This is a genomic window from Campylobacter sp. 10_1_50 (assembly GCF_000238755.1).
GTDB classification, from domain to species: Bacteria; Campylobacterota; Campylobacteria; order Campylobacterales; family Campylobacteraceae; genus Campylobacter_A; species Campylobacter_A concisus_R.
This window is the reverse complement of sequence record NZ_JH414887.1, coordinates 790,184-807,778: the sequence shown is the minus strand read 5'-3', so window position 1 is coordinate 807,778 and position 17,595 is coordinate 790,184. Positions and strand designations below refer to the sequence as shown.

The following is a 17,595-nucleotide window of genomic DNA, read 5'->3' as shown; positions in this document are numbered from 1 at the left end:
GCAAAGGCAAAACGCGCATGAAAAGGGGCTTATTAAGAGTGGATTTTCAGCTTTTTAGCTTAGCGATTAAAAATTTGATAGACAATGCCCTAAAATACGCGGAGGATAAGAAAGCCATCTTGATCTGCGATAGCGAATTTATAGCGGTTAAAAATTTAGGCAAAAAGCTAAATCACCCGATTGATTACTACAAACAAGCCTTTGTGCGTGGTGACAAGGTGAGTGCTGGGAGTGGCATGGGGCTTGGACTTTACATCATCGAGCAAATTTGCCAGATGCAAAAATTTGAGCTTACTTACGACTACGAAGACGGCTATCACGTCTTTAAAATTTTACTTCGAGCAAAGGCAAAACGCGCATGAAAAGGGGCTTAGAGAAATTTAATGAGCTAACTGAGTCATTTGCCAAGCTGCCAGGTGTCGGTAAAAAATCAGCCGCGAGATTTGCCTACTTTGTCTGCATGCAAGATAGCTTTGCAGGGCTAAGGCTCGCGCAAAATATCGAAGATGCGGTAAGGTTTATCAAGCGCTGTGAGCGTTGTGGTGGGCTAAGCGAAAATGAAATTTGCGACATTTGCAGCGACGAGAGCAGGGACAGCGAGGTCATCTTGCTAGTTGAGAGCCCAAAAGATATCTTGGTTTTTGAGCAAAATGGCATCTACAACGGCCTTTACTTCGTGCTTGACGAGATCGACGAGGACGCCATAGAGAGGCTGCGAAGCGCTATCAAGCAAAATGGCTCAAAAGAGGTCGTCTTTGCCTTTACGCCGGGGTTAAATTCAGACGCGCTCATGCTTTACGTCGAGGATAAGCTTGGCATGAGTGAAATTTCATTTAGCAAGATCGCTCAGGGCGTGCCAACTGGCGTAAATTTAGAAAATGTCGATATGCTCTCACTCCTAAAAGCCTACGAGAGCCGCACAAAAGCCTAATTAAAATTTCTTTTAGTTATAATCTCACCTAAATTTATAATATTTAGTCCGTGCGGTCGCCGCTAAATTTAAAAGGATAGAGATTGATTTTACTTATAGATAACTACGATAGTTTTGTCTTCAACGTCGAGCAATACGTAAAAGAGCTCACTAATGAAGAGGTTAGATGCGTTAGAAACGACAAGATAACGCTTGAAGAGATCAAAAAACTAAACCCAAGTAAGATCATCCTAAGCCCAGGACCAAAGCACCCAAAAGATAGCGGAGTTTGCCTAGAAATTTTAAAAGCAGACCTTGGCGTGCCAGTGCTTGGCATTTGCCTTGGACACCAAGCCATAGGGCTTAGTTTTGGCGCAAAGATAAAAAGACTAGACGACCCACTTCACGGTAAGACCTCATTTATCGACGTGAAAAACAAAGAGCCGCTATTTGCAGGGCTGCCTGAGCACTTTGAGGTTATGCGCTACCACTCGCTCTATGTCGATGAGCTCCCAGCTAGCTTAAGCGCTGATGCGGTGAGTGATGATGGCGTAGTTATGGCGCTTAGCGTTAAAGATAAGCCGATATTTGGCATCCAGTTTCACCCTGAGAGCTACTTCACGCAATACGGCAAAAAGATCGTTGAAAATTTTGTAAATTACAAGGCAAAAGAAGAGGTAAAAGAGCCAAAAATTCGCTCACTTAAGCCATATCTTATCAAGCTTCAAGAAAACATCCCGCTTGATGATAGCGACTTTGAGCAAATTTGCGAGATAATAGCTAGCAAAGAGTACGAGATCGTGCAGCTTTCAGCCCTTTTGGTGCTAATTAGCGAAAAGAGTCTTTACCCAAAAAGCCTTGCTGCGCTTGCAAAAAATATCTTAAAATACTCGCAAACTTACCGCGACGATACGCCTATGATCGATCTTTGCGGCACTGGCGGCGACGGCTTTAAGACGATAAATATCTCAACTACAGTTGCATTTATCCTTGCAAGCCTTGGCATAAAGGTTGCAAAGCACGGTAACAAGGCAGTTTCAAGCAAGTCAGGCAGCTCTGATGTGCTTGAAATTTTAGGCGTAAAAAGTGAAAAATCACTGGCAAAACAGCGTGAAAATTTAGCTAGTAAAAATTTAGCCTTTTTCCACGCGCCATTTTTCCACCCGCTAGTTGGTGAGGTGAGAGAGGTACGCCAAAGACTTGGCATAAGGACCGTATTTAACGTGCTTGGACCGCTTTTAAATCCAAATTTAAACCTTACAAACCAGCTAGTTGGCGTCTATCATAAGCCTGTTTTAAAACTCTACGCCCAAACGCTTAAGATCCTTGGCAGAAAGCACGCTTTGGTCGTCCGCGGCGATGACGGACTAGACGAGATAACGCTTTGTAGTGAAACAAGCGTTGTGGAGCTAAAAAATGGCGAAATTTTTGAATACAGCATCACGCCAGAGCAGTTTGGCTTTAAAAGAGCGCTTCATAGCGACATCGAGGGCGGCACACCTGAAGAAAACGCTAAAACTTTGATACGCACGCTAAAAGGCGAGGAGCAGGGGGCGAAATTTGACATCGTGGTCTTTAACGCGATGTTTGCGCTCTACGCGGCTGATGGCGCAAAGAGCCCAGACGAAGCCAAAAAAATAGTGCTTGAAGCGATAAATTCTGGCAAGGCGTATAAATTTTATGAAGAGTTTATAAAGGCTGGGGCTAATGGCGCTAGTTAAAATTTGTGGCATCAAAACGCTAGATGAGGCGAGTGCGGTTTGTGCTTTGGATGTTGATTTTATAGGGCTGATATTTGCTAAAAGCAAAAGAAAGGTCGAGCTAAATTTAGCTAGGCAGATAGCGAAATTTGCTCACAGCAAGGGCAAAAAAGTGGTTGGTGTTTTTGCGGAGCAAAGTGATTGTGAGATAATGGAAATTTGCCAGTTTGCTGGTCTTGACGTGGCTCAGGTGCATGGAGTGGTGAGTGAAAATTTAGGTGCAAATTTAAAAGACATGGGGCTTGAGATTTGGCAGGTTTTTAGCGTGAAAGATAGCTTGCCAGAGGTTGATTTTAAGCATTTTGACATGGCGCTTTTTGACTGCAAGGGTGAAAATGCTGGAGGAAACGGCACTAGCTTTGAGTGGGAAATTTTAAAAGAGGTTAAATTTAAATTTGGCATAGCTGGTGGCATAGGCGAGCACAACATAAAAGAGGCGCTGAAATTTAGGCCATATCTAGTCGATATCAACTCCAAAGTCGAGGACGAAAACGGCATAAAATATGCGCAAAAGATAGAGAGAATTTTAAAGATCATAGGTGAGGTAGAAGATGAACACTAAAGCATATTTTGGAAAATTTGGCGGGCAGTTTGTGCCTGAGACGGTGATGTTTGCCCTTGATGAGTTAGAAAATGCTTATGAGAGCATCGCAAAGACAAAAGAGTTTAAAGACGAGCTTGATGATCTTTTGAAAAACTACGTTGGTAGGCCTAGTCCGCTCTTTTTTGCAAAGCGCTTAAGCGAGCACTACGGACATGAAATTTACCTCAAGCGTGAGGATCTAAACCACACGGGCGCGCACAAGATAAATAACGCCCTAGCTCAAGCGCTGCTTGCTAAAAAAATGGGTAAAAAGAAAATTTTAGCTGAGACTGGAGCTGGTCAGCACGGCGTGGCAACAGCGACTGCAGCGGCACTTTTGGGGCTAGAGTGCGACGTCTATATGGGAGCTACAGACGTGGCTAGACAGCAGCTAAATGCCTTTCGTATGCAGCTTCTTGGTGCAAAGGTGGTGAGCGTAGAAGACGGGCTAAAAACACTAAAAGAGGCGACCACAGCGGCCATACAAGCGTGGGTAAATGAGATAGAGAGCGCATTTTACGTCATCGGCTCAGCCGTTGGCCCACACCCATATCCAAAGATCGTGCGTGACTTTCAAAGCGTGATCGGCACAGAGGCAAAAGCTCAGCTTGCAGACTACGGCAAAAAGGCCGACTACGTCATCGCCTGCGTTGGCGGCGGCAGTAATGCTATTGGCATTTTTAGTGCGTTTTTGGACGATAAGAGCGTAAATTTAGTAGGTATAGAAGCTGGTGGCCTTGGCATAGATACGCCTTATCACGCAGCTACGCTTAGCAAAGGCAAAACCGGCATCATCCACGGCATGAAAACGACCGTCTTGCAAGATGAGTACGGCATGATCTCACCAGTGCATAGCATCTCAGCAGGCCTTGACTACCCAGGCATCGGTCCAGAGCACGCCCACCTAAACGACATCAAAAGGGTAAGATATGAAGCTGTAACCGACGATGAGTGCATAAATGCCTTGTATTTTCTAAGCAAGATGGAGGGCATCATCCCAGCCATCGAGAGCGCGCATGCAGTGGCGTATCTGGAGAAACTTTGCCCAAAACTTGATAAAAAAAGCGTCATCGTCGTAAATATCTCAGGCAGGGGCGATAAGGATATAAACACAGTTATCGGCTACGAAAAAGGAAAAATTTATGGATAAGATCAAAAGCGCATTTAACGGCAAAAAGGCAAACATCGGCTACATCGTGGCTGGATATCCAAACCTAGAAAAAACGAAGGAATTTTTAGAAAATTTAGATGAGAGCACGCTTGATCTAGTCGAGATCGGCATCCCATACTCTGATCCGCTGGCTGATGGCAAGCTCATCGCACAAGCTAGCTTTGAGACAGCTCAAAGTGGCGTAAATACCGACGTTGTCTTTGATATGCTTGAGGGCTGCAAGGCAAAAGTGACAAAGCCACTTGTTTTTCTAGTTTATTACAACATCATCTTTGCTTATGGCGTGGATAAATTTCTAAAAAGATCACGTGAAGCAGGAGTTAGTGGCTTTATCGTGCCGGATCTGCCTTGTGAGGAGTGTGAGGAGTTTGCTCTAAAGTGCAAGGAGCTAAATTTATGCCTTGTGCCACTTATCAGCGTCACCTCTGGGGACAGGGCGGATGAGATATTAAAATTTGGCTCAGGATTTATCTACGTGCTAGGTGCTATCGGCGTTAGTGGTTCAAAAAGAGCCGATGAAGATAGGATAAAAAATTTAGTCCTAGAGCTTAAGAAAAAGAGCGATCTGCCAGTGGCTGTGGGCTTTGGTATCAAAAATAAAGATGATGTTAGTGAAGTGAAAAAATATGCTGACGCTGCGATCATAGGCACGCAAATAGTCAAGCTTTGCGCCAAATTTAGCGCAAAAGAGCTAGTTAAAGAGGTCGATAAACTCTTTTAAAATGCTTAATAAATTTATAGCTAATTTAGTAAAGCCAAAGTATAATTAACGCGCATTTCAAGTCTTAAGGAAGAGATATGAGAAAAGTTATAGATGAAGCCACGAGCTATCTTTGCAAGGATACTTTGGGGCTGGATTTAGAGTTTGGCAAGAGCCTTGGTAAGGGATTTTACGGGGCTAGCATACCAGTTTATAAGGGCAAAAGCGAGTATCAGTTTTATCTATTTTTTAAAAAAGATACTTTAAAAATTTTCATGAATGCCTTTTTTGGTCACGAAGATGTTGATGGTGGCGATCTGGACGATCTTTGCAAAGAGATAGCTAATCAAATCATCGGCAAGGCTAAAAATCTACTAAATGAAAAAGAGCCAAATGCTTATAAACTCGGAACGCCTGAGTTTTTAGGTGAGGTTGAGAATTTTGGCATAAAGCTAAAAGAGAAATTTATATATAAGATAAAAAATAGAACATTTCAAATAGGCTACAAGATACAATGAACGACGAAGGTGCGATAGAGACACTAGAACAGCTAGGGCTTTTTAAGAGCTATGACGAGCTTATGGATATAAGCGTTGATTTTATAGCTGAGCTAGGAACTACCACAGTTAGCATAAATGAGCTTTTGAAATTTGAAGCTGGCTCGGTCATAGACCTCGAAAAACCAGCTGGCGAGAGCGTGGAGCTATATATAAATAATAGAATTTTTGGAAAAGGCGAAGTAATGGTTTATGAGAAAAATTTAGCCATCAGGATAAATGAAATTTTGGACTCAAAGTCAGTTATTCAGTACTTCAAAAAAGAACTTTTATGAAATTTATACTATTTTTTGTGCTTTTTGCTACGCAGATCTTTGCCTCAAACTTGCTAACATACAACATCTATGAGCGCATCGACAGGGTCGATATCATGCTTAGCTTTGATGCGCCGTATGAGGGCAATATCTTTCAAAAGCGTGAAAAAGATACGACCTCTTTGATACTAAATTCTCTAAGCTACGATCAAAGCGCGAGCAAGGATATAAACTCAAAGATCATTCAAGAGCTTGAGATAGAGCCAAAGCAAAACTCTTTAGTTTTAAATTTACGCTCAAACGATGCGATCATCGTAAATGCTTCAAAGACAACAGATAGCTTCGGGCTTCGCATCAGAGTGACACTAAAAAACACAAAAACGCAAGTGCAAAATATGCCACAAGCTAGCGCAAAGATAGAAACTGCTAGCACGCCAAAGACAGAAAATGAACCTATGGTTAATATTGATTCGAGATACTTCATCGTCCTAAGTGTGCTCATCGCGCTTCTTATATTTTTATATGTTTTTAAAAGATATATCACTTCAAAAAGTAGTGATTTTAGCGGGTTCAAAACGCCACAAAATCAACCACAAAACGACACAAAGTCGATGAACTGGCTGCTTAAAAACCAAAATAGCGGCGTCAATATCATCTATGAAAAATACCTTGATCGCACAAACAAGCTAATGCTTCTAAGCTACGAAAATAGACGCTATCTAGTGATAGTTGGCAGCTCAAACGTCATGCTTGATAACTTTGGCGAGGAGAAGATCCAAAATGAGCAGGACTTTGCAGTTTTCTTTGAAGAAAATAAGAAGAAACTTGGCTCATTTTTGCAAGAGCGCCAAAATAGCCTAAATAACTACAAAGACAAAATGAGCGGGGAATTTTAGTTGCGCTTCGCTACTAAATTTAAAAATTTAGAAGAGCATTTTCACAAATTTTAAAATTTGCTATAAATTCTCTCATATAAGGCTCATGCAGTGCGAAGCACTATTGCATGCACCTCTAACGTCGTCGGGCTTTACTTCGACTTCGTCTCGTAACTGCAAGCAGACAAGGGATTGTTAAGGAGAGAGAGGGAGCTTCTTTGCTTCGCTAGCTCGCAACTGTAAGCAGACCGTAATTCAAGCTTCTTCCCCCTTAACAGAGAAACAAAAATCTAAATTTATACTTGCAAATTTTAAAATTCCATTCACTCGCAAGAATTGACTACTAAAATTTGGCTTCGCTTACAGCTTAGCTCAAATTTTAGAGCCGAAATTACTCGTTCATGAAATTTTAAAATCTTACTCACTCGCCTTAGCAGACTACTAAATTTAGGCTGCACTTCGTTTAGCACTAAATTTAGAGCCGTGATATGCTCGCTCATAAATTTGAAAATTTACTAGAATTTCAATAAACCGCATGCAGTGCTTTAGCACTATTGCATGCCCCTTTGAATGTGCGAGGGGTTTTTACTTCGACTTCGTCTCGTAACTGCAAGCAGACAGGGGATTTAAAAAGGGGGATAAGGGGACGGCTTCGTAATTCAAGTCCCCTTGTCTCCCTTTTGAATAAAAAGAAATTTACAAATTTAGTCAAGCTGTCTTTGCAAATTTTAAAATTTCACTCACTCACAAGAATTGACTACTAAAATTTGGCTTCGCTTACCGCTTAGCTCAAATTTTAGAGCCGAAATTACTCGTTCATGAAATTTTAAAATTTGTTTGACACACTAAAAACATGGCTCTCTGGCACTATTGCATACTTTGAACGTGTGCTGAAGGATAAAAAGAGTGGGTAAGGCGTACGAACTTCGTATTTGACTTGCATTGCAAGCCTACAAAGCAAAATAGAAGCCTTTACCCACCTCCTATTTTTAGAAAATAAATTTATAAATTTGACCGCTAACTTTTTGACTTATACAAACGAAATGGCAAAAATTTCAGGTTTTGCGATCTTTTTTATCTCTTCTTTTGCCATGGCAAATTCTTTTGCGCCATCTATTTTTAGTGTGTGGCCGCTAAACTCAAAGCTTAAATTTAGCTTCTCACAGGTTATATCAAGTGCCTTGGCTAGCGCAAGGATGAAGCTTAGCCACCTTACACACTCAGCCTTTGGCAATAAATTTTTATACTTTTCAAACTCATAAATATTTTTCTTGCCATTTGTGCCGATGACTGCGGCTATTAGTGCCTTTTGCTCGTGTGAGAAGCCGTAGTTTAGGGCATTTAGTATGATATAAGCCGAGTTTTTGTGATCGCCGTAAAAGCCTATCTCTTGACCGACGTTGTGGAGCTTTGCAGCAATTAGCAGCGTCTCAATATAGCTCTCATTCAGCCCATGAAGCTTTTTAAGCGCCACAAAAATATCCTTTGCGTATCTTGCCACGGCTTTGTTGCAAGAGAGGATGAAGCGGTCTTGTAGGCTTTTGACGCTTGGGTTAAAATTTTCTGGAAATTTAAGACTTGGACGCAAAAAGTCTTTTAAAAAGACGCCCTCTCTTACGCCAACGCCACTTGTGATGACATTTTTGGCATTTAGCGCCTTGGCAAGGGCTAAAAATATATGTGCGCCCTCTCTGATGGTATCGTATCTATCTTTTTTTATAGGGAATTTATTTAGTTCAAGCACGCTAACGTTTGCGATGCTCTCGATGTAGGCTTGCTCGTCGCTAAGTTTGTAGCAAAAGCCATGTAGTGATGAGAGCGGATATAAATTTTTGCTCATTATGGCCGATGAGATCGCTCTTAAAGAGCCGCCGATAGCTATTAAATTTGGACACTTAAATCGCTCATCTATCTGCGCTGTGATCTGCGACAGAAATTTAGGTAGTTTGTTTAAATTTTTCTTATCAAAAAATAGCTCTTTTAGCCTCACTGTGCCTATATCAAGCGAGAGGACATCTATTATCTTGCCGTTACTTATCCTAGCAAGCTCGGTCGAGCCTCCGCCGATGTCGATAGTGACGCACTCGGCTAGATTATGAAGTAAATTTTTAGCCGCTATCGCTCCAAAAGTAGCCTCCTCTTTGCCGTCAATTACTTTTAAATTTATGCCAAGTTTTTTTCTTAAAAGCGAGATTAAAACGCCTGAGTTTGGAGCATCTCTAAGCGCTGAAGTGCCGACACATAGGACTTTGGAGCATTTGTAGCTTTTTATGATGCTATCAAATTCGCCAAAAGCTTTGATCGCTTTTTGCATTGAAGCTTCTGAAATTTCGTTGTTTGAGCCGTATCCACCTTCGCCCAGTCGCACTTTGGTTTTGTATTCAGCTAGTATAAAAAATGCTAAGCGTGATGTGCGCTCAAATATCGCCATACGCATAGAATTTGAGCCAAGATCGATCACTGCGGTTCTCTTTGCCATTTTTTATCCTTTTAAATTTAAAACGAGGCTTGCAACTGCTCCGTTTGTGTTCTCTCTATTTTTGATAGATATCTCAGCGCCAAGTGCCTGTGCTGCGCCCTTTGCGAGAAATAGTCCAAGTCCAGCACCACCTTTATTGCCGTATCTTTTAAATGGAGCAAACAAGTCCTTGCTCTCGTCTATGCCCACGCCTTCGTCGGTTACTTCAATGATAAATTTGTTCTTTTCAACCCTTGAGCTAATCGTAATCGTGCTATTTTTTGGAGAAAATTTGATAGCATTTTGGACGAAATTTTGCACGATGTGAGTTAGTAGGCTGGTTTGGATATTTAGGTTAAAAATTTCAGGCTTTAGATCGAGTGCGAGATTTTTTTCTTCACCTTTTGCGAGTACCTCGTAGTTTTTGCCTAGTTTTTTCAAAAATGCGATCACGTCGGTATTTACCGGCTCTTCAAACTGCGCGCCCTCTTGACGACCTATCTCAAGGACAGAGCCTATCATAGCGTTCATGCCGTTGATTGCTTCGTTGTTTGATTTTAGCGCTTCTATGTATTTTTCGCTCTCGCGTGGTTTTAAAAGCGTAACTTCGTTTTTGGTTTTCATGACGGCAAGTGGCGTCTTTAGCTCGTGTGCAACGCCTACAAAGAGCTCTTTTTGGTATAAGACAAAAGTTTGTATGCGAGAAATTAGTCTATTTATGCTATTACCAAGTGGCAAAAACTCGTCTGGCAAGCTTTTGATGTCGATCTCTTTTAGAAATTTCTCATCTAAATTTGTAAGCTTGTGACTTAAAATTTTTATAGGTATTAAAAGCATTCTTGATAAAAATAGTGCATAAAATAGCACCAAAAGTATCGCTGTGACGTTTACGATTATAATATCTATAAAAATTTCTTCGACTATCTGGCTTTGAAGCGTCGTCTCTTTTTCTAGGACTAAGTAGCTACTGTCATCTAGCCTTGTTGTTAGAGTGGTTATGCTCTTATCTTTTATCTTTTGCATCACAAGGTAGGGCTTTTCGCCTTTAAGCTCGCCCGCTTTTACGGTGGCTAGAGTTTTGTTTGGGATTTCTATAGTGAAAGTTTTTAGATTGTTAGGATTGAAATTTTGTGGATTGTTTTTGTAAGCTGTGGCTTGCTGGTTTAGCTCACTAACTACGCTTTGAAAAACGGTGACTCTTATGTAGTGATAGAGCATCACCGAAACAACGGCAATTAGCATCATCGCACCAGATGCTAATTGCAGTATAAATCTATTTCTTAAGCTTTTTTGGGAAAGCAAAATCTATATCCGCGTCTTCTAACAGTTTCTATTGTTGAAATATTTAGCGGTTTGTCCATTTTTTGGCGAATTTGGTTGATAGCAACCTCGATAACGTTTGGAGTTACGAGCTCTGGCTCCTCCCAGATAGCGTCAAGTAGTTGCTCTTTAGAGACGATCTGGTCTGAGTGCCTTGCAAGGTGAGTTAGCACCTCAAATGGTTTACCTTTTAGCTCGATGTCGCGGCCAAGATATGTGATCTTCTCTTCGTCAGGGTTGATGATGAGCTCGTCTATTTTGATGATATTTGTGCCGCCAAAGCGTAGTCTAGCCTCTAGTCTAGCTACTAAAATGTCAAAATCAAATGGTTTTTTGATGTAGTCATCAGCGCCAGCTCTAAGTGCTTTTATCTCGCTCTCTTTGTCGTCTTTTGCAGAAAGAACTACAACTGAAGTGCGTGGAGATTTATGTTTTATGATGTTTATAAGATCGACGCCGTCACCATCTTGAAGCATCCAGTCAGTCAAAACTAAGTCGTAGTTTCTGATGCCGATGTAGTACTCAGCGTCTTTGAAATTTTCAGAGCTATCTGTCTGATAACCAAACTCTTGCAACCCCTCAGCAATCGTCTTATTTAGCGTTACTTCGTCTTCTACTATTAAAATACGCATTTCTTTTCCTTAAACTAAAATTTATGGTCGATTGTATCATAAATTAAGAAATATTTCAAGATACTTTAATAAATTTTTAAAAAACAGTGCTGATTTTTGCACCGACAATTGCATTTGGTAAAATCTCGGTTTTTAAAATCTCCATATCTAAGCTAGTAAGCGAGCTAAACCTCTCTTTTAGCGCTTTGCAGGTTGCTTCTAGTGACTCTTCTACGCTTTGAAATTTCATCTCATTGTAAAATTCTTTTATAAAATCCGCCACCAAAACATAATCAATCAAGCTAGTTGAGCGAAATTCTAAGCTTACTTTTACCTCTTGCTTTGCAACTCGCTCAAAGTTAAACATCCCGATAACGGTTTGAAATTTATAATCCTTAATGATCGTTGTTATTTCACTTTTCATACGACTTTTTGCTCCTTGCCTGAAAGCAGGCGAACGATATTTGGTATGTGTTTATAAACTACCAAAAATGCGATGATAAGGATCGGTGCGTGAGTGTAAATTTCATCAAGCTCTGGGTGGATGATAAAGCTTGATGCGATGAGAGCTATCAGCGCACAAAGTGATGCAAGCGAACTTATCTTTAAAAATTTACCGACCAAAAACCAAACGACAAGAGCGATGATGATTTCAACTGGTAAGAAAAATGCGAGCACGCCAGCCCCAGTTGCCACGCCTTTGCCACCTTGAAAGCCTAAAAATATAGAAAAACAATGCCCCGCAACGCTTAAAACTGCCATCGTCCAAAGCACGCTTTGGCTAGCTCCAAGAGATGAGGCTATGATGAGTGGCAAAATGCCCTTTAACACGTCACAAACTACGGTTAAAATGGCTAGCTTTTTTGCGAGTTTTGGGTTTGTTTGCTTTAAAACCCTTAAAACATTTGTCGCGCCTATGCTTTTGCTGCCCTCTTTTTTTATATCAACATGTCCGAAAATTTTTGCTAGTATGAGCCCTGATGGGATGCTGCCAAGCAGGTAGCTAACGGCATAAAGTATTAAATTTTGCATATTTTACCTTTTAAATTTAAAGAGAAATGATATTAAAAAAATACTAATTTTTTTATAAATCATCTCCACAAAAGCACGATTTTTTCGTCGTAGATGTCGCTTTTCTTTGGCGAAATTTGCGTTTCGTTTATCGTGATGTTTTTAACATCATTTGCCTCTTTTAGCGCATCGCACTCTTGTGCAAATTTCTCCTCAAGCTCGCTTATGGCTAAGCTTATATCATTTACGCTTTGCTCGCTAAGCTTGACGTCGCTTCGCTCTTTTAAGACCTTGTTTGCACTTCTAGCACTTGATGCGATCTTGCCAGCATTTTGGCGAGATAAGAGCTTGTTGCCAAATATCGCTCCAAATATACTTGCGCCTATATTTATAGCCGCATCAAGGCCGCTTGTAGTCATCTCTTTTTGCTCTTTATCAAGCTTTGCAAGGGCTTTGTTTAGCTTATCTTGCAAGCTTTTTTGCTCTTTTTCAAATTTAGCCGTGAGCTTTGCGGTTTGCTCTTCTAAAATTTCATTGCACTTATCTTGAAGTCTTATGAAAAACTCCTCTTTTGACTCGTTTTCTTTTGAGTAAATTCCCATCGCCTCAAAGGTGTTAAATTTGAAATTTCTATACAAAAATTCTTTAAAATCTTTCTCTAAAGCGTCAAAATTTTTAGCGCTCGTTATGAAATTTGGCACAGCTGCAAAGCTTGCGCCGCTTGGCTCATTTTCGCTCGCATCAACGCGCATGCCTTCGCTAGCCTCACTCCAGTTTGGCTCTTTGTCATTTTCACTAAGCTCGTAAAGATAGCTTACCTCACAAACGCTGTCTATGCTCTTTTTAGCGTCGTAAATTCTCACTTTTGCGCTTGCTAGCAAATTTGGTGTAAGACTTTTTGAGTTAGCATAAAGCTGTGTGATCGCACTTGAGATGATAGGTTTTGCGCTAAATTTCATCTCGCTTTTATCCACGCTTTGACTACTTAAATTTTCTTTTTTATCTTTCATTAAATTTGAAATTTGCTCGCGGCTTAGCGGACCTTTTAGATAGCTAAGTGCCCAGCGCGTGGAGATGACATTTAGGCCGTTCTCGTTTATATTTTTGAGTAAGAAATTTCTTTTGGCTAAATTTGATATGAGATTTTCAAGTGAGGCTTTGTCTAAGCTTGAGCCTGCGATGCCGCTTAGTCCATCGATCACGCGGGCTTTATCCTGCGCTGTTTGGAGACGGCCGATGAACCAAGTGCCGATGTTGCTAAGGCCTTTGTAGTCAAGATCGACTGGGTTTTGCGTGCTTAATACGCAGCCAAGACCAAATGCACGGGCTTGTTTTAAAAGCGTGAGCATAGGTGTTTTTGACGGAGGGTTTGCGTTTGGCGGAAAAAAGCCAAAAATTTCATCCATGTATAGGATCGCTCTAAGTGAGCTAGTGCCCTCTGTGCCGCGCATCCACGCGATGATCTCGTTTAGTAAAAGTGTGACAAAAAACATCCTCTCAGCATCATTTAGGTGTGAGATCGTAAAGATATTGCACTTTGCTTTGCCATTTTCGTCAAAAAGCATCTTTGAAATTTCAAGTCTAACGCCCTGCGTCCAGCCCTTAAAGCTTGGGCTTGCGATGAGCGCGTTTATCTTCATGGCAAGCTTTAGGCGTTCACTGCTTGGATAAAAGGTATCCACGTCAAAAACGCCTATCTTTTTAAACGGCGGATTTACTATGAAATTGATAAGCTCTTCGATGCTGACGTCTTTTTGCTCCTTAAATTTAGTCTCAAATATAGTGGAGATAAGTAGCTGCTCTTTTGAGCTCATATCCTCAGAGCTCATGCCAATGAGTGATAGCACCGACGCTGCGAGTGAGTTTATATAGTTACTAAAAATTTCATCGTCACTAATATTTGGGCAGGCAAAGTCGCTAAGTAGCGCCACGCTTAAGCCAGATGAGCTTTTTGGTGTGTAGATGTTAAAGCTAGCACTGTCTTTTAAAATTTTTACTCGCTCAAGGTCTTGAAAGCTAGACTCTATACCGTTTTTCCAAAGCTCGACCTGAGCGGCAGCAAATTCCTCTACGCTTTGACCTTTATTTGCCGCTTCTGCTTCATCGACATAAGGTAAAAAATCCTCCGCTCTCATCTGCGGAAAAGTTAGGGCTAAATTTGTGATATCGCCCTTTGGATCGATGATGATAGAGGGGATGTTGTCTATGCAGGCCTCTTCTAAAAGCGTGATACCAAGGCCTGTTTTGCCGCTTCCAGTCATACCAATGATAGCTGCATGAGTGGTCAGGTCCTTGTTTTTATAAAAAAATGGCTCTTTATCTTTTAGTCCGATGTAAAAAAGTTTTAAATTTTCTTGTATGGTTTTCACTAATTGCCTTATTCGTATAAATTTATGCGTGAGCGAAGCTCGTCAAGTGTCTCTTTGACGCGTTTTTGCGTGAAGTCTTTTATCGTTTTGTCATCATCAACTAGCTGCATGCAGTATCTGATGTAGCCCTTGTATGCTAGCTCGGTGACTAGCCTTAGCTTTAAAGAGACGTTTTTTACTTCATCTGGTGAGAGCATGATGTCAAAATTTGCCTCTAGCTCTTCTCCGTCTTTAAAATTTGTAGCTTGTGAGCTTAATATACTCATACCGCCCTCTGAGATGTCATAAAGGCTGCCAACAAGCTCGCCTTGCTCTCCTTTTAGAGAAATTTTGGTAAAGCGGTTTGGCAAGACGCGCTGGAATTTTCTCTTATTTGCATGCATGGTTGCTGTGCGTGAGAAATTTGAAAGGGTGACGCTTTTATCGGCGATATTGTAGTCGATGATGTCGGCGCGAAGTTGCTTTGAGAAGAAGCTATTTGGCAGGATAAAGCCCTTGCCATCTTGCTTCATAGCTAAAATTTGCATCATATCTACGCGAAAAACGACGCTATCTTCTTTAACTTCTAAAATTTCGGCTTCGTATTTTATATTTAGTCCGTCGTATAAATTTAAAAACTCAGGGCGGACCTTGGCATTTTTCATGCGTGTAAATGTGTTGATCGGATCTTCGTAGAAAAATGAGCCAGTATCGATCATCGTTTTTACCGTGGCTTCTTGGTGATCCTGCGTGTTATATAAAATTTCTTTCATCCTTGAGACGGCATTTACAAAATAGCCCACATATACTGCATCATCGCAGGCATGACTAAAATTTAGTGTCAAATTTAAGAGCAAGAAATTTACTAGCTCATCTTTTGCATTTAGTTTTGGTATTAGGCTGTTTAAGTCGTCGCGAATTTGTGTGGCATTTGGCTTTTGGATGAGTAGCGCGTCAAAAATACTCTCAAGGCAAATTTTCATCTGCTCGTGTGGCACTACAAGGGTTAGTTGTCTGCAAAATTTGATGCCCTCATCTATAAATTTAGCTCTTAAACCAAGTATGCAATCCTCGCAATTTTCGACAAGTTCTTGCCTGCCCTTAAACTCCATGGGGTCTCCAAAAAAGGTTGTTTATTAAAACATCGCTATCATATATAAAGTTATATTAAAAAAATATTTAAATTTGTGTAGAGAGGAAATTTCTAGGCAAAGCTGCCTAGAAATTTGAATAATTATAGTTTGCTTTCGTTGTGTGAAAGGTAGTCAGCAACACCTTCTGTGCTTGGTTTCATACCAGCGTCACCTTTGTGCCAGCCAGCTGGGCAAACTTCGCCGTGCTCATTTGTAAATAGCATAGTGTCTACCATTCTAATCATCTCGTCGATGTTTCTGCCAAGTGGTAGGTCGTTTATAACTGCGTGGCGAACTGTGCCATCTTTGTCAAGCAAGAATGATCCGCGAAGTGCTACGCCAGTGTCTTCTAGAAGTACGTCAAAGCCACGAGCGATTGATTTTGTCATGTCAGCTACGATCGGGAAGCGAACTTTGCCGATACCGCCTTTGTTTACTGGAGTCTCTTTCCATGCGAAGTGTGAGAACTGGTTGTCGCAAGAAACTGCGATAACTTCGATACCGCGTGACTTGAACTCGTCATATCTTTTGTCAAACGCGATGATCTCGCTTGGGCAAACGAATGTAAAGTCCATTGGATAGAAGAATACAACAGCGCCTTTTTCGCCGATGTTTTTGTAAAGGTTGAAATCATTTACAATTTGATTGTTTCCTAAAACTGCTGCAGCTGTAAAGTCAGGTGCTTTTTTTGTTACTAACATTTTTTCTCCTTAATAATAAATTTTATTGATTGCGAAATTATATCCATAAAAATTTAAATTCTAATTAAATAGGTCTAGAAATTTAAAACATTGTAATTTTAATATGCATTTGAAAATGAATGGAAATTTTTAAAAATTTATAGAAGATGTTGTAGAAAATTTATTAAATTTAGAGTTTTAGGTATAGAAGCGGCTAATTACAGATCGCTAAAATTTCTACCGCCAAATTTTAGTATCGCTGAACCCCAAGTAAAGCCACCGCCAAATGCATCAAGAAGCAAAACTGAACCATTTTTAATGCGTCCATCCTCATAAGCATCATTCATCGCCATTGGGATAGAAGCGGAGCTTGTGTTGCCGTATTTTGCAACTGTCAAAACGCACTGCTCGTCTGTAAAATTTAGCCTATTTTTTACGGCGTCTATTATCCTGATATTTGCTTGATGAGGTATGAAAAAGTCGATATCTTCGCTTTGCATTTTGTTTGCGTGTAAAATTTCTATCACGCTTTTGCTAAGCGTTTGAACCGCTATCTTAAAGACCTCATTTCCGCTCATGTGGATGAAATTTAGCCTATTTTTTAGCGTCTCATCGCTAGCTGGAAATGCACTACCACATCCCGGAGTTATCAAAAGCTCAGCCTGTCTGCCATCACTTGCAGTGTGGATGTCGATGATCTCGTTTTCTTCGCTAGCGCTTATCACAGCAGCGCCAGCTCCGTCGCCAAAAAGTATGCAGGTGCTTCTATCTGTGTAGTCGATTATCGAACTTAGTTTTTCAGCTCCTATGATCAAGACATTTTTCTTAGCACCACTTACGATAAGAGAATTTGCAAGCTCTAAAAGATAGATAAATCCTGTACAAGCTGCACTTATATCAAAAGCTGTAATGCCAAAATTTAAGCCTAAATTTGAAGCTATCTTGCAAGCAGTTGAAGGCATGCAAAGATGATCCGGGGATATCGTAGCGCAGATTAGCGCGTCGATTTGTGATTTTTCAAGTCCTGAGCGTTTTATAGCTAGCTCGGCAGCTTTTGTGCCAAGATCGCTTGTTATCTCAGTCGTTGCGATGTGTCTTTGCTCTATACCAGTTCGCTTCACTATCCACTCATCGCTCGTGTCGACCATTTTTTCAAAATCAAAATTTGTTAAAATTTTTTCTGGGACATATGACGCAATGGAGATCAATGAAGCTTTTGGCATA

The 17,595-nt window shown here is 40.7% G+C and carries 18 protein-coding genes; 9 read left to right on the top strand and 9 right to left on the bottom strand.

Going from position 1 to position 17,595, the window contains the following annotated elements:
* Positions 1–17 precede the first annotated feature (17 nt).
* From HMPREF1019_RS04085 to HMPREF1019_RS04045, 9 genes are all read left to right on the top strand, one after another.
* The gene (locus tag HMPREF1019_RS04085; protein ID WP_034901153.1) at positions 18–362 is read left to right on the top strand and encodes an ATP-binding protein; all 345 of its coding nucleotides are present in this window, start codon (positions 18–20) and stop codon (positions 360–362) included.
* A complete protein-coding gene (recR, locus tag HMPREF1019_RS04080) occupies positions 359–931 on the top strand; it encodes a recombination mediator RecR (RefSeq protein WP_009294391.1) in 573 nt (190 codons plus the stop codon). Before HMPREF1019_RS04085 ends, recR begins: the two co-directional genes overlap by 4 nt.
* 83 nt (positions 932–1,014) lie before the next feature.
* Positions 1,015–2,631 carry an anthranilate phosphoribosyltransferase gene (gene trpD, locus HMPREF1019_RS04075; protein ID WP_009294390.1) on the top strand — a complete coding sequence of 539 codons (1,617 nt, stop codon included), beginning with the start codon at positions 1,015–1,017 and terminating at the stop codon, positions 2,629–2,631.
* Positions 2,618–3,232, top strand: a complete 615-nt coding sequence (locus tag HMPREF1019_RS04070) for a phosphoribosylanthranilate isomerase (protein WP_009294389.1) — start codon at positions 2,618–2,620, stop codon at positions 3,230–3,232. Before trpD ends, HMPREF1019_RS04070 begins: the two co-directional genes overlap by 14 nt.
* On the top strand, positions 3,222–4,403 hold the full coding sequence (gene trpB, locus HMPREF1019_RS04065) for a tryptophan synthase subunit beta (protein WP_009294388.1): 1,182 nt from the start codon (positions 3,222–3,224) through the stop codon (positions 4,401–4,403). Before HMPREF1019_RS04070 ends, trpB begins: the two co-directional genes overlap by 11 nt.
* Positions 4,396–5,145: a tryptophan synthase subunit alpha gene (gene trpA, locus HMPREF1019_RS04060; RefSeq protein WP_009294387.1), complete on the top strand. Its 750-nt coding sequence runs from the start codon at positions 4,396–4,398 to the stop codon at positions 5,143–5,145. The genes trpB and trpA overlap by 8 nt, the downstream gene beginning before the upstream one ends.
* A 77-nt stretch (positions 5,146–5,222) precedes the next feature.
* Positions 5,223–5,642 carry a chemotaxis protein CheX gene (locus tag HMPREF1019_RS04055; RefSeq protein WP_002942548.1) on the top strand — a complete coding sequence of 140 codons (420 nt, stop codon included), beginning with the start codon at positions 5,223–5,225 and terminating at the stop codon, positions 5,640–5,642.
* Positions 5,639–5,956 carry a flagellar motor switch protein FliN gene (fliN, locus tag HMPREF1019_RS04050; protein WP_002942551.1) on the top strand — a complete coding sequence of 106 codons (318 nt, stop codon included), beginning with the start codon at positions 5,639–5,641 and terminating at the stop codon, positions 5,954–5,956. The genes HMPREF1019_RS04055 and fliN overlap by 4 nt, the downstream gene beginning before the upstream one ends.
* On the top strand, positions 5,953–6,831 hold the full coding sequence (locus HMPREF1019_RS04045) for a hypothetical protein (protein WP_009294386.1): 879 nt from the start codon (positions 5,953–5,955) through the stop codon (positions 6,829–6,831). Before fliN ends, HMPREF1019_RS04045 begins: the two co-directional genes overlap by 4 nt.
* Before the next feature lie 1,009 nt (positions 6,832–7,840).
* Here HMPREF1019_RS04045 and HMPREF1019_RS04040 read toward each other — a convergent pair.
* The 9 genes from HMPREF1019_RS04040 to HMPREF1019_RS04000 all read right to left on the bottom strand — a co-directional run bounded on the left by HMPREF1019_RS04040 (position 7,841) and on the right by HMPREF1019_RS04000 (position 17,594).
* Positions 7,841–9,289: a Ppx/GppA phosphatase family protein gene (locus tag HMPREF1019_RS04040; protein ID WP_009294385.1), complete on the bottom strand. Its 1,449-nt coding sequence runs from the start codon at positions 9,287–9,289 to the stop codon at positions 7,841–7,843.
* A 3-nt stretch (positions 9,290–9,292) separates the two neighbouring features.
* Positions 9,293–10,510: a sensor histidine kinase gene (locus tag HMPREF1019_RS04035; RefSeq protein WP_050805234.1), complete on the bottom strand. Its 1,218-nt coding sequence runs from the start codon at positions 10,508–10,510 to the stop codon at positions 9,293–9,295.
* A gap of 38 nt (positions 10,511–10,548) precedes the next feature.
* Positions 10,549–11,220: a homeostatic response regulator transcription factor HsrA gene (gene hsrA, locus HMPREF1019_RS04030; protein ID WP_002942555.1), complete on the bottom strand. Its 672-nt coding sequence runs from the start codon at positions 11,218–11,220 to the stop codon at positions 10,549–10,551.
* A gap of 76 nt (positions 11,221–11,296) precedes the next feature.
* On the bottom strand, positions 11,297–11,623 hold the full coding sequence (locus HMPREF1019_RS04025) for a dihydroneopterin aldolase (RefSeq protein ID WP_009294383.1): 327 nt from the start codon (positions 11,621–11,623) through the stop codon (positions 11,297–11,299).
* On the bottom strand, positions 11,620–12,231 hold the full coding sequence (gene plsY, locus HMPREF1019_RS04020) for a glycerol-3-phosphate 1-O-acyltransferase PlsY (protein WP_009294382.1): 612 nt from the start codon (positions 12,229–12,231) through the stop codon (positions 11,620–11,622). Before plsY ends, HMPREF1019_RS04025 begins: the two co-directional genes overlap by 4 nt.
* A 59-nt stretch (positions 12,232–12,290) precedes the next feature.
* Positions 12,291–14,579, bottom strand: a complete 2,289-nt coding sequence (locus HMPREF1019_RS04015) for an ATP-binding protein (protein ID WP_009294381.1) — start codon at positions 14,577–14,579, stop codon at positions 12,291–12,293.
* Positions 14,580–14,587: 8 nt separating this feature from the next.
* Complete coding sequence (locus HMPREF1019_RS04010) at positions 14,588–15,670, bottom strand: PilZ domain-containing protein (protein ID WP_009294380.1); 1,083 nt, start codon at positions 15,668–15,670, stop codon at positions 14,588–14,590.
* Positions 15,671–15,792: 122 nt separating this feature from the next.
* Positions 15,793–16,392, bottom strand: a complete 600-nt coding sequence (locus HMPREF1019_RS04005) for a peroxiredoxin (protein ID WP_009294379.1) — start codon at positions 16,390–16,392, stop codon at positions 15,793–15,795.
* Between the two features lie 197 nt (positions 16,393–16,589).
* Entirely contained in the window at positions 16,590–17,594 is a 1,005-nt protein-coding gene (locus HMPREF1019_RS04000) for a beta-ketoacyl-ACP synthase III (RefSeq protein ID WP_009294378.1), read from the bottom strand.
* Position 17,595: the final 1 nt, after the last annotated feature.

Bases quoted from the DNA above. Each gene is read 5' to 3' on its own strand.
- HMPREF1019_RS04085 (WP_034901153.1), top strand. From the start codon at position 18: ATGAAAAGGGGCTTATTAAGAGTGGATTTTCAGCTTTTTAGCTTAGCG.
- recR (WP_009294391.1), top strand. From the start codon at position 359: ATGAAAAGGGGCTTAGAGAAATTTAATGAGCTAACTGAGTCATTTGCC.
- HMPREF1019_RS04070 (WP_009294389.1), top strand. From the start codon at position 2,618: ATGGCGCTAGTTAAAATTTGTGGCATCAAAACGCTAGATGAGGCGAGT.
- trpB (WP_009294388.1), top strand. From the start codon at position 3,222: ATGAACACTAAAGCATATTTTGGAAAATTTGGCGGGCAGTTTGTGCCT.
- trpA (WP_009294387.1), top strand. From the start codon at position 4,396: ATGGATAAGATCAAAAGCGCATTTAACGGCAAAAAGGCAAACATCGGC.
- HMPREF1019_RS04055 (WP_002942548.1), top strand. From the start codon at position 5,223: ATGAGAAAAGTTATAGATGAAGCCACGAGCTATCTTTGCAAGGATACT.
- fliN (WP_002942551.1), top strand. From the start codon at position 5,639: ATGAACGACGAAGGTGCGATAGAGACACTAGAACAGCTAGGGCTTTTT.
- HMPREF1019_RS04045 (WP_009294386.1), top strand. From the start codon at position 5,953: ATGAAATTTATACTATTTTTTGTGCTTTTTGCTACGCAGATCTTTGCC.
- HMPREF1019_RS04040 (WP_009294385.1), bottom strand. From the start codon at position 9,289: ATGGCAAAGAGAACCGCAGTGATCGATCTTGGCTCAAATTCTATGCGT.
- HMPREF1019_RS04035 (WP_050805234.1), bottom strand. From the start codon at position 10,510: ATGCTAATTGCCGTTGTTTCGGTGATGCTCTATCACTACATAAGAGTC.
- hsrA (WP_002942555.1), bottom strand. From the start codon at position 11,220: ATGCGTATTTTAATAGTAGAAGACGAAGTAACGCTAAATAAGACGATT.
- HMPREF1019_RS04025 (WP_009294383.1), bottom strand. From the start codon at position 11,623: ATGAAAAGTGAAATAACAACGATCATTAAGGATTATAAATTTCAAACC.
- plsY (WP_009294382.1), bottom strand. From the start codon at position 12,231: ATGCAAAATTTAATACTTTATGCCGTTAGCTACCTGCTTGGCAGCATC.
- HMPREF1019_RS04010 (WP_009294380.1), bottom strand. From the start codon at position 15,670: ATGGAGTTTAAGGGCAGGCAAGAACTTGTCGAAAATTGCGAGGATTGC.
- HMPREF1019_RS04005 (WP_009294379.1), bottom strand. From the start codon at position 16,392: ATGTTAGTAACAAAAAAAGCACCTGACTTTACAGCTGCAGCAGTTTTA.
- HMPREF1019_RS04000 (WP_009294378.1), bottom strand. From the start codon at position 17,594: ATGCCAAAAGCTTCATTGATCTCCATTGCGTCATATGTCCCAGAAAAA.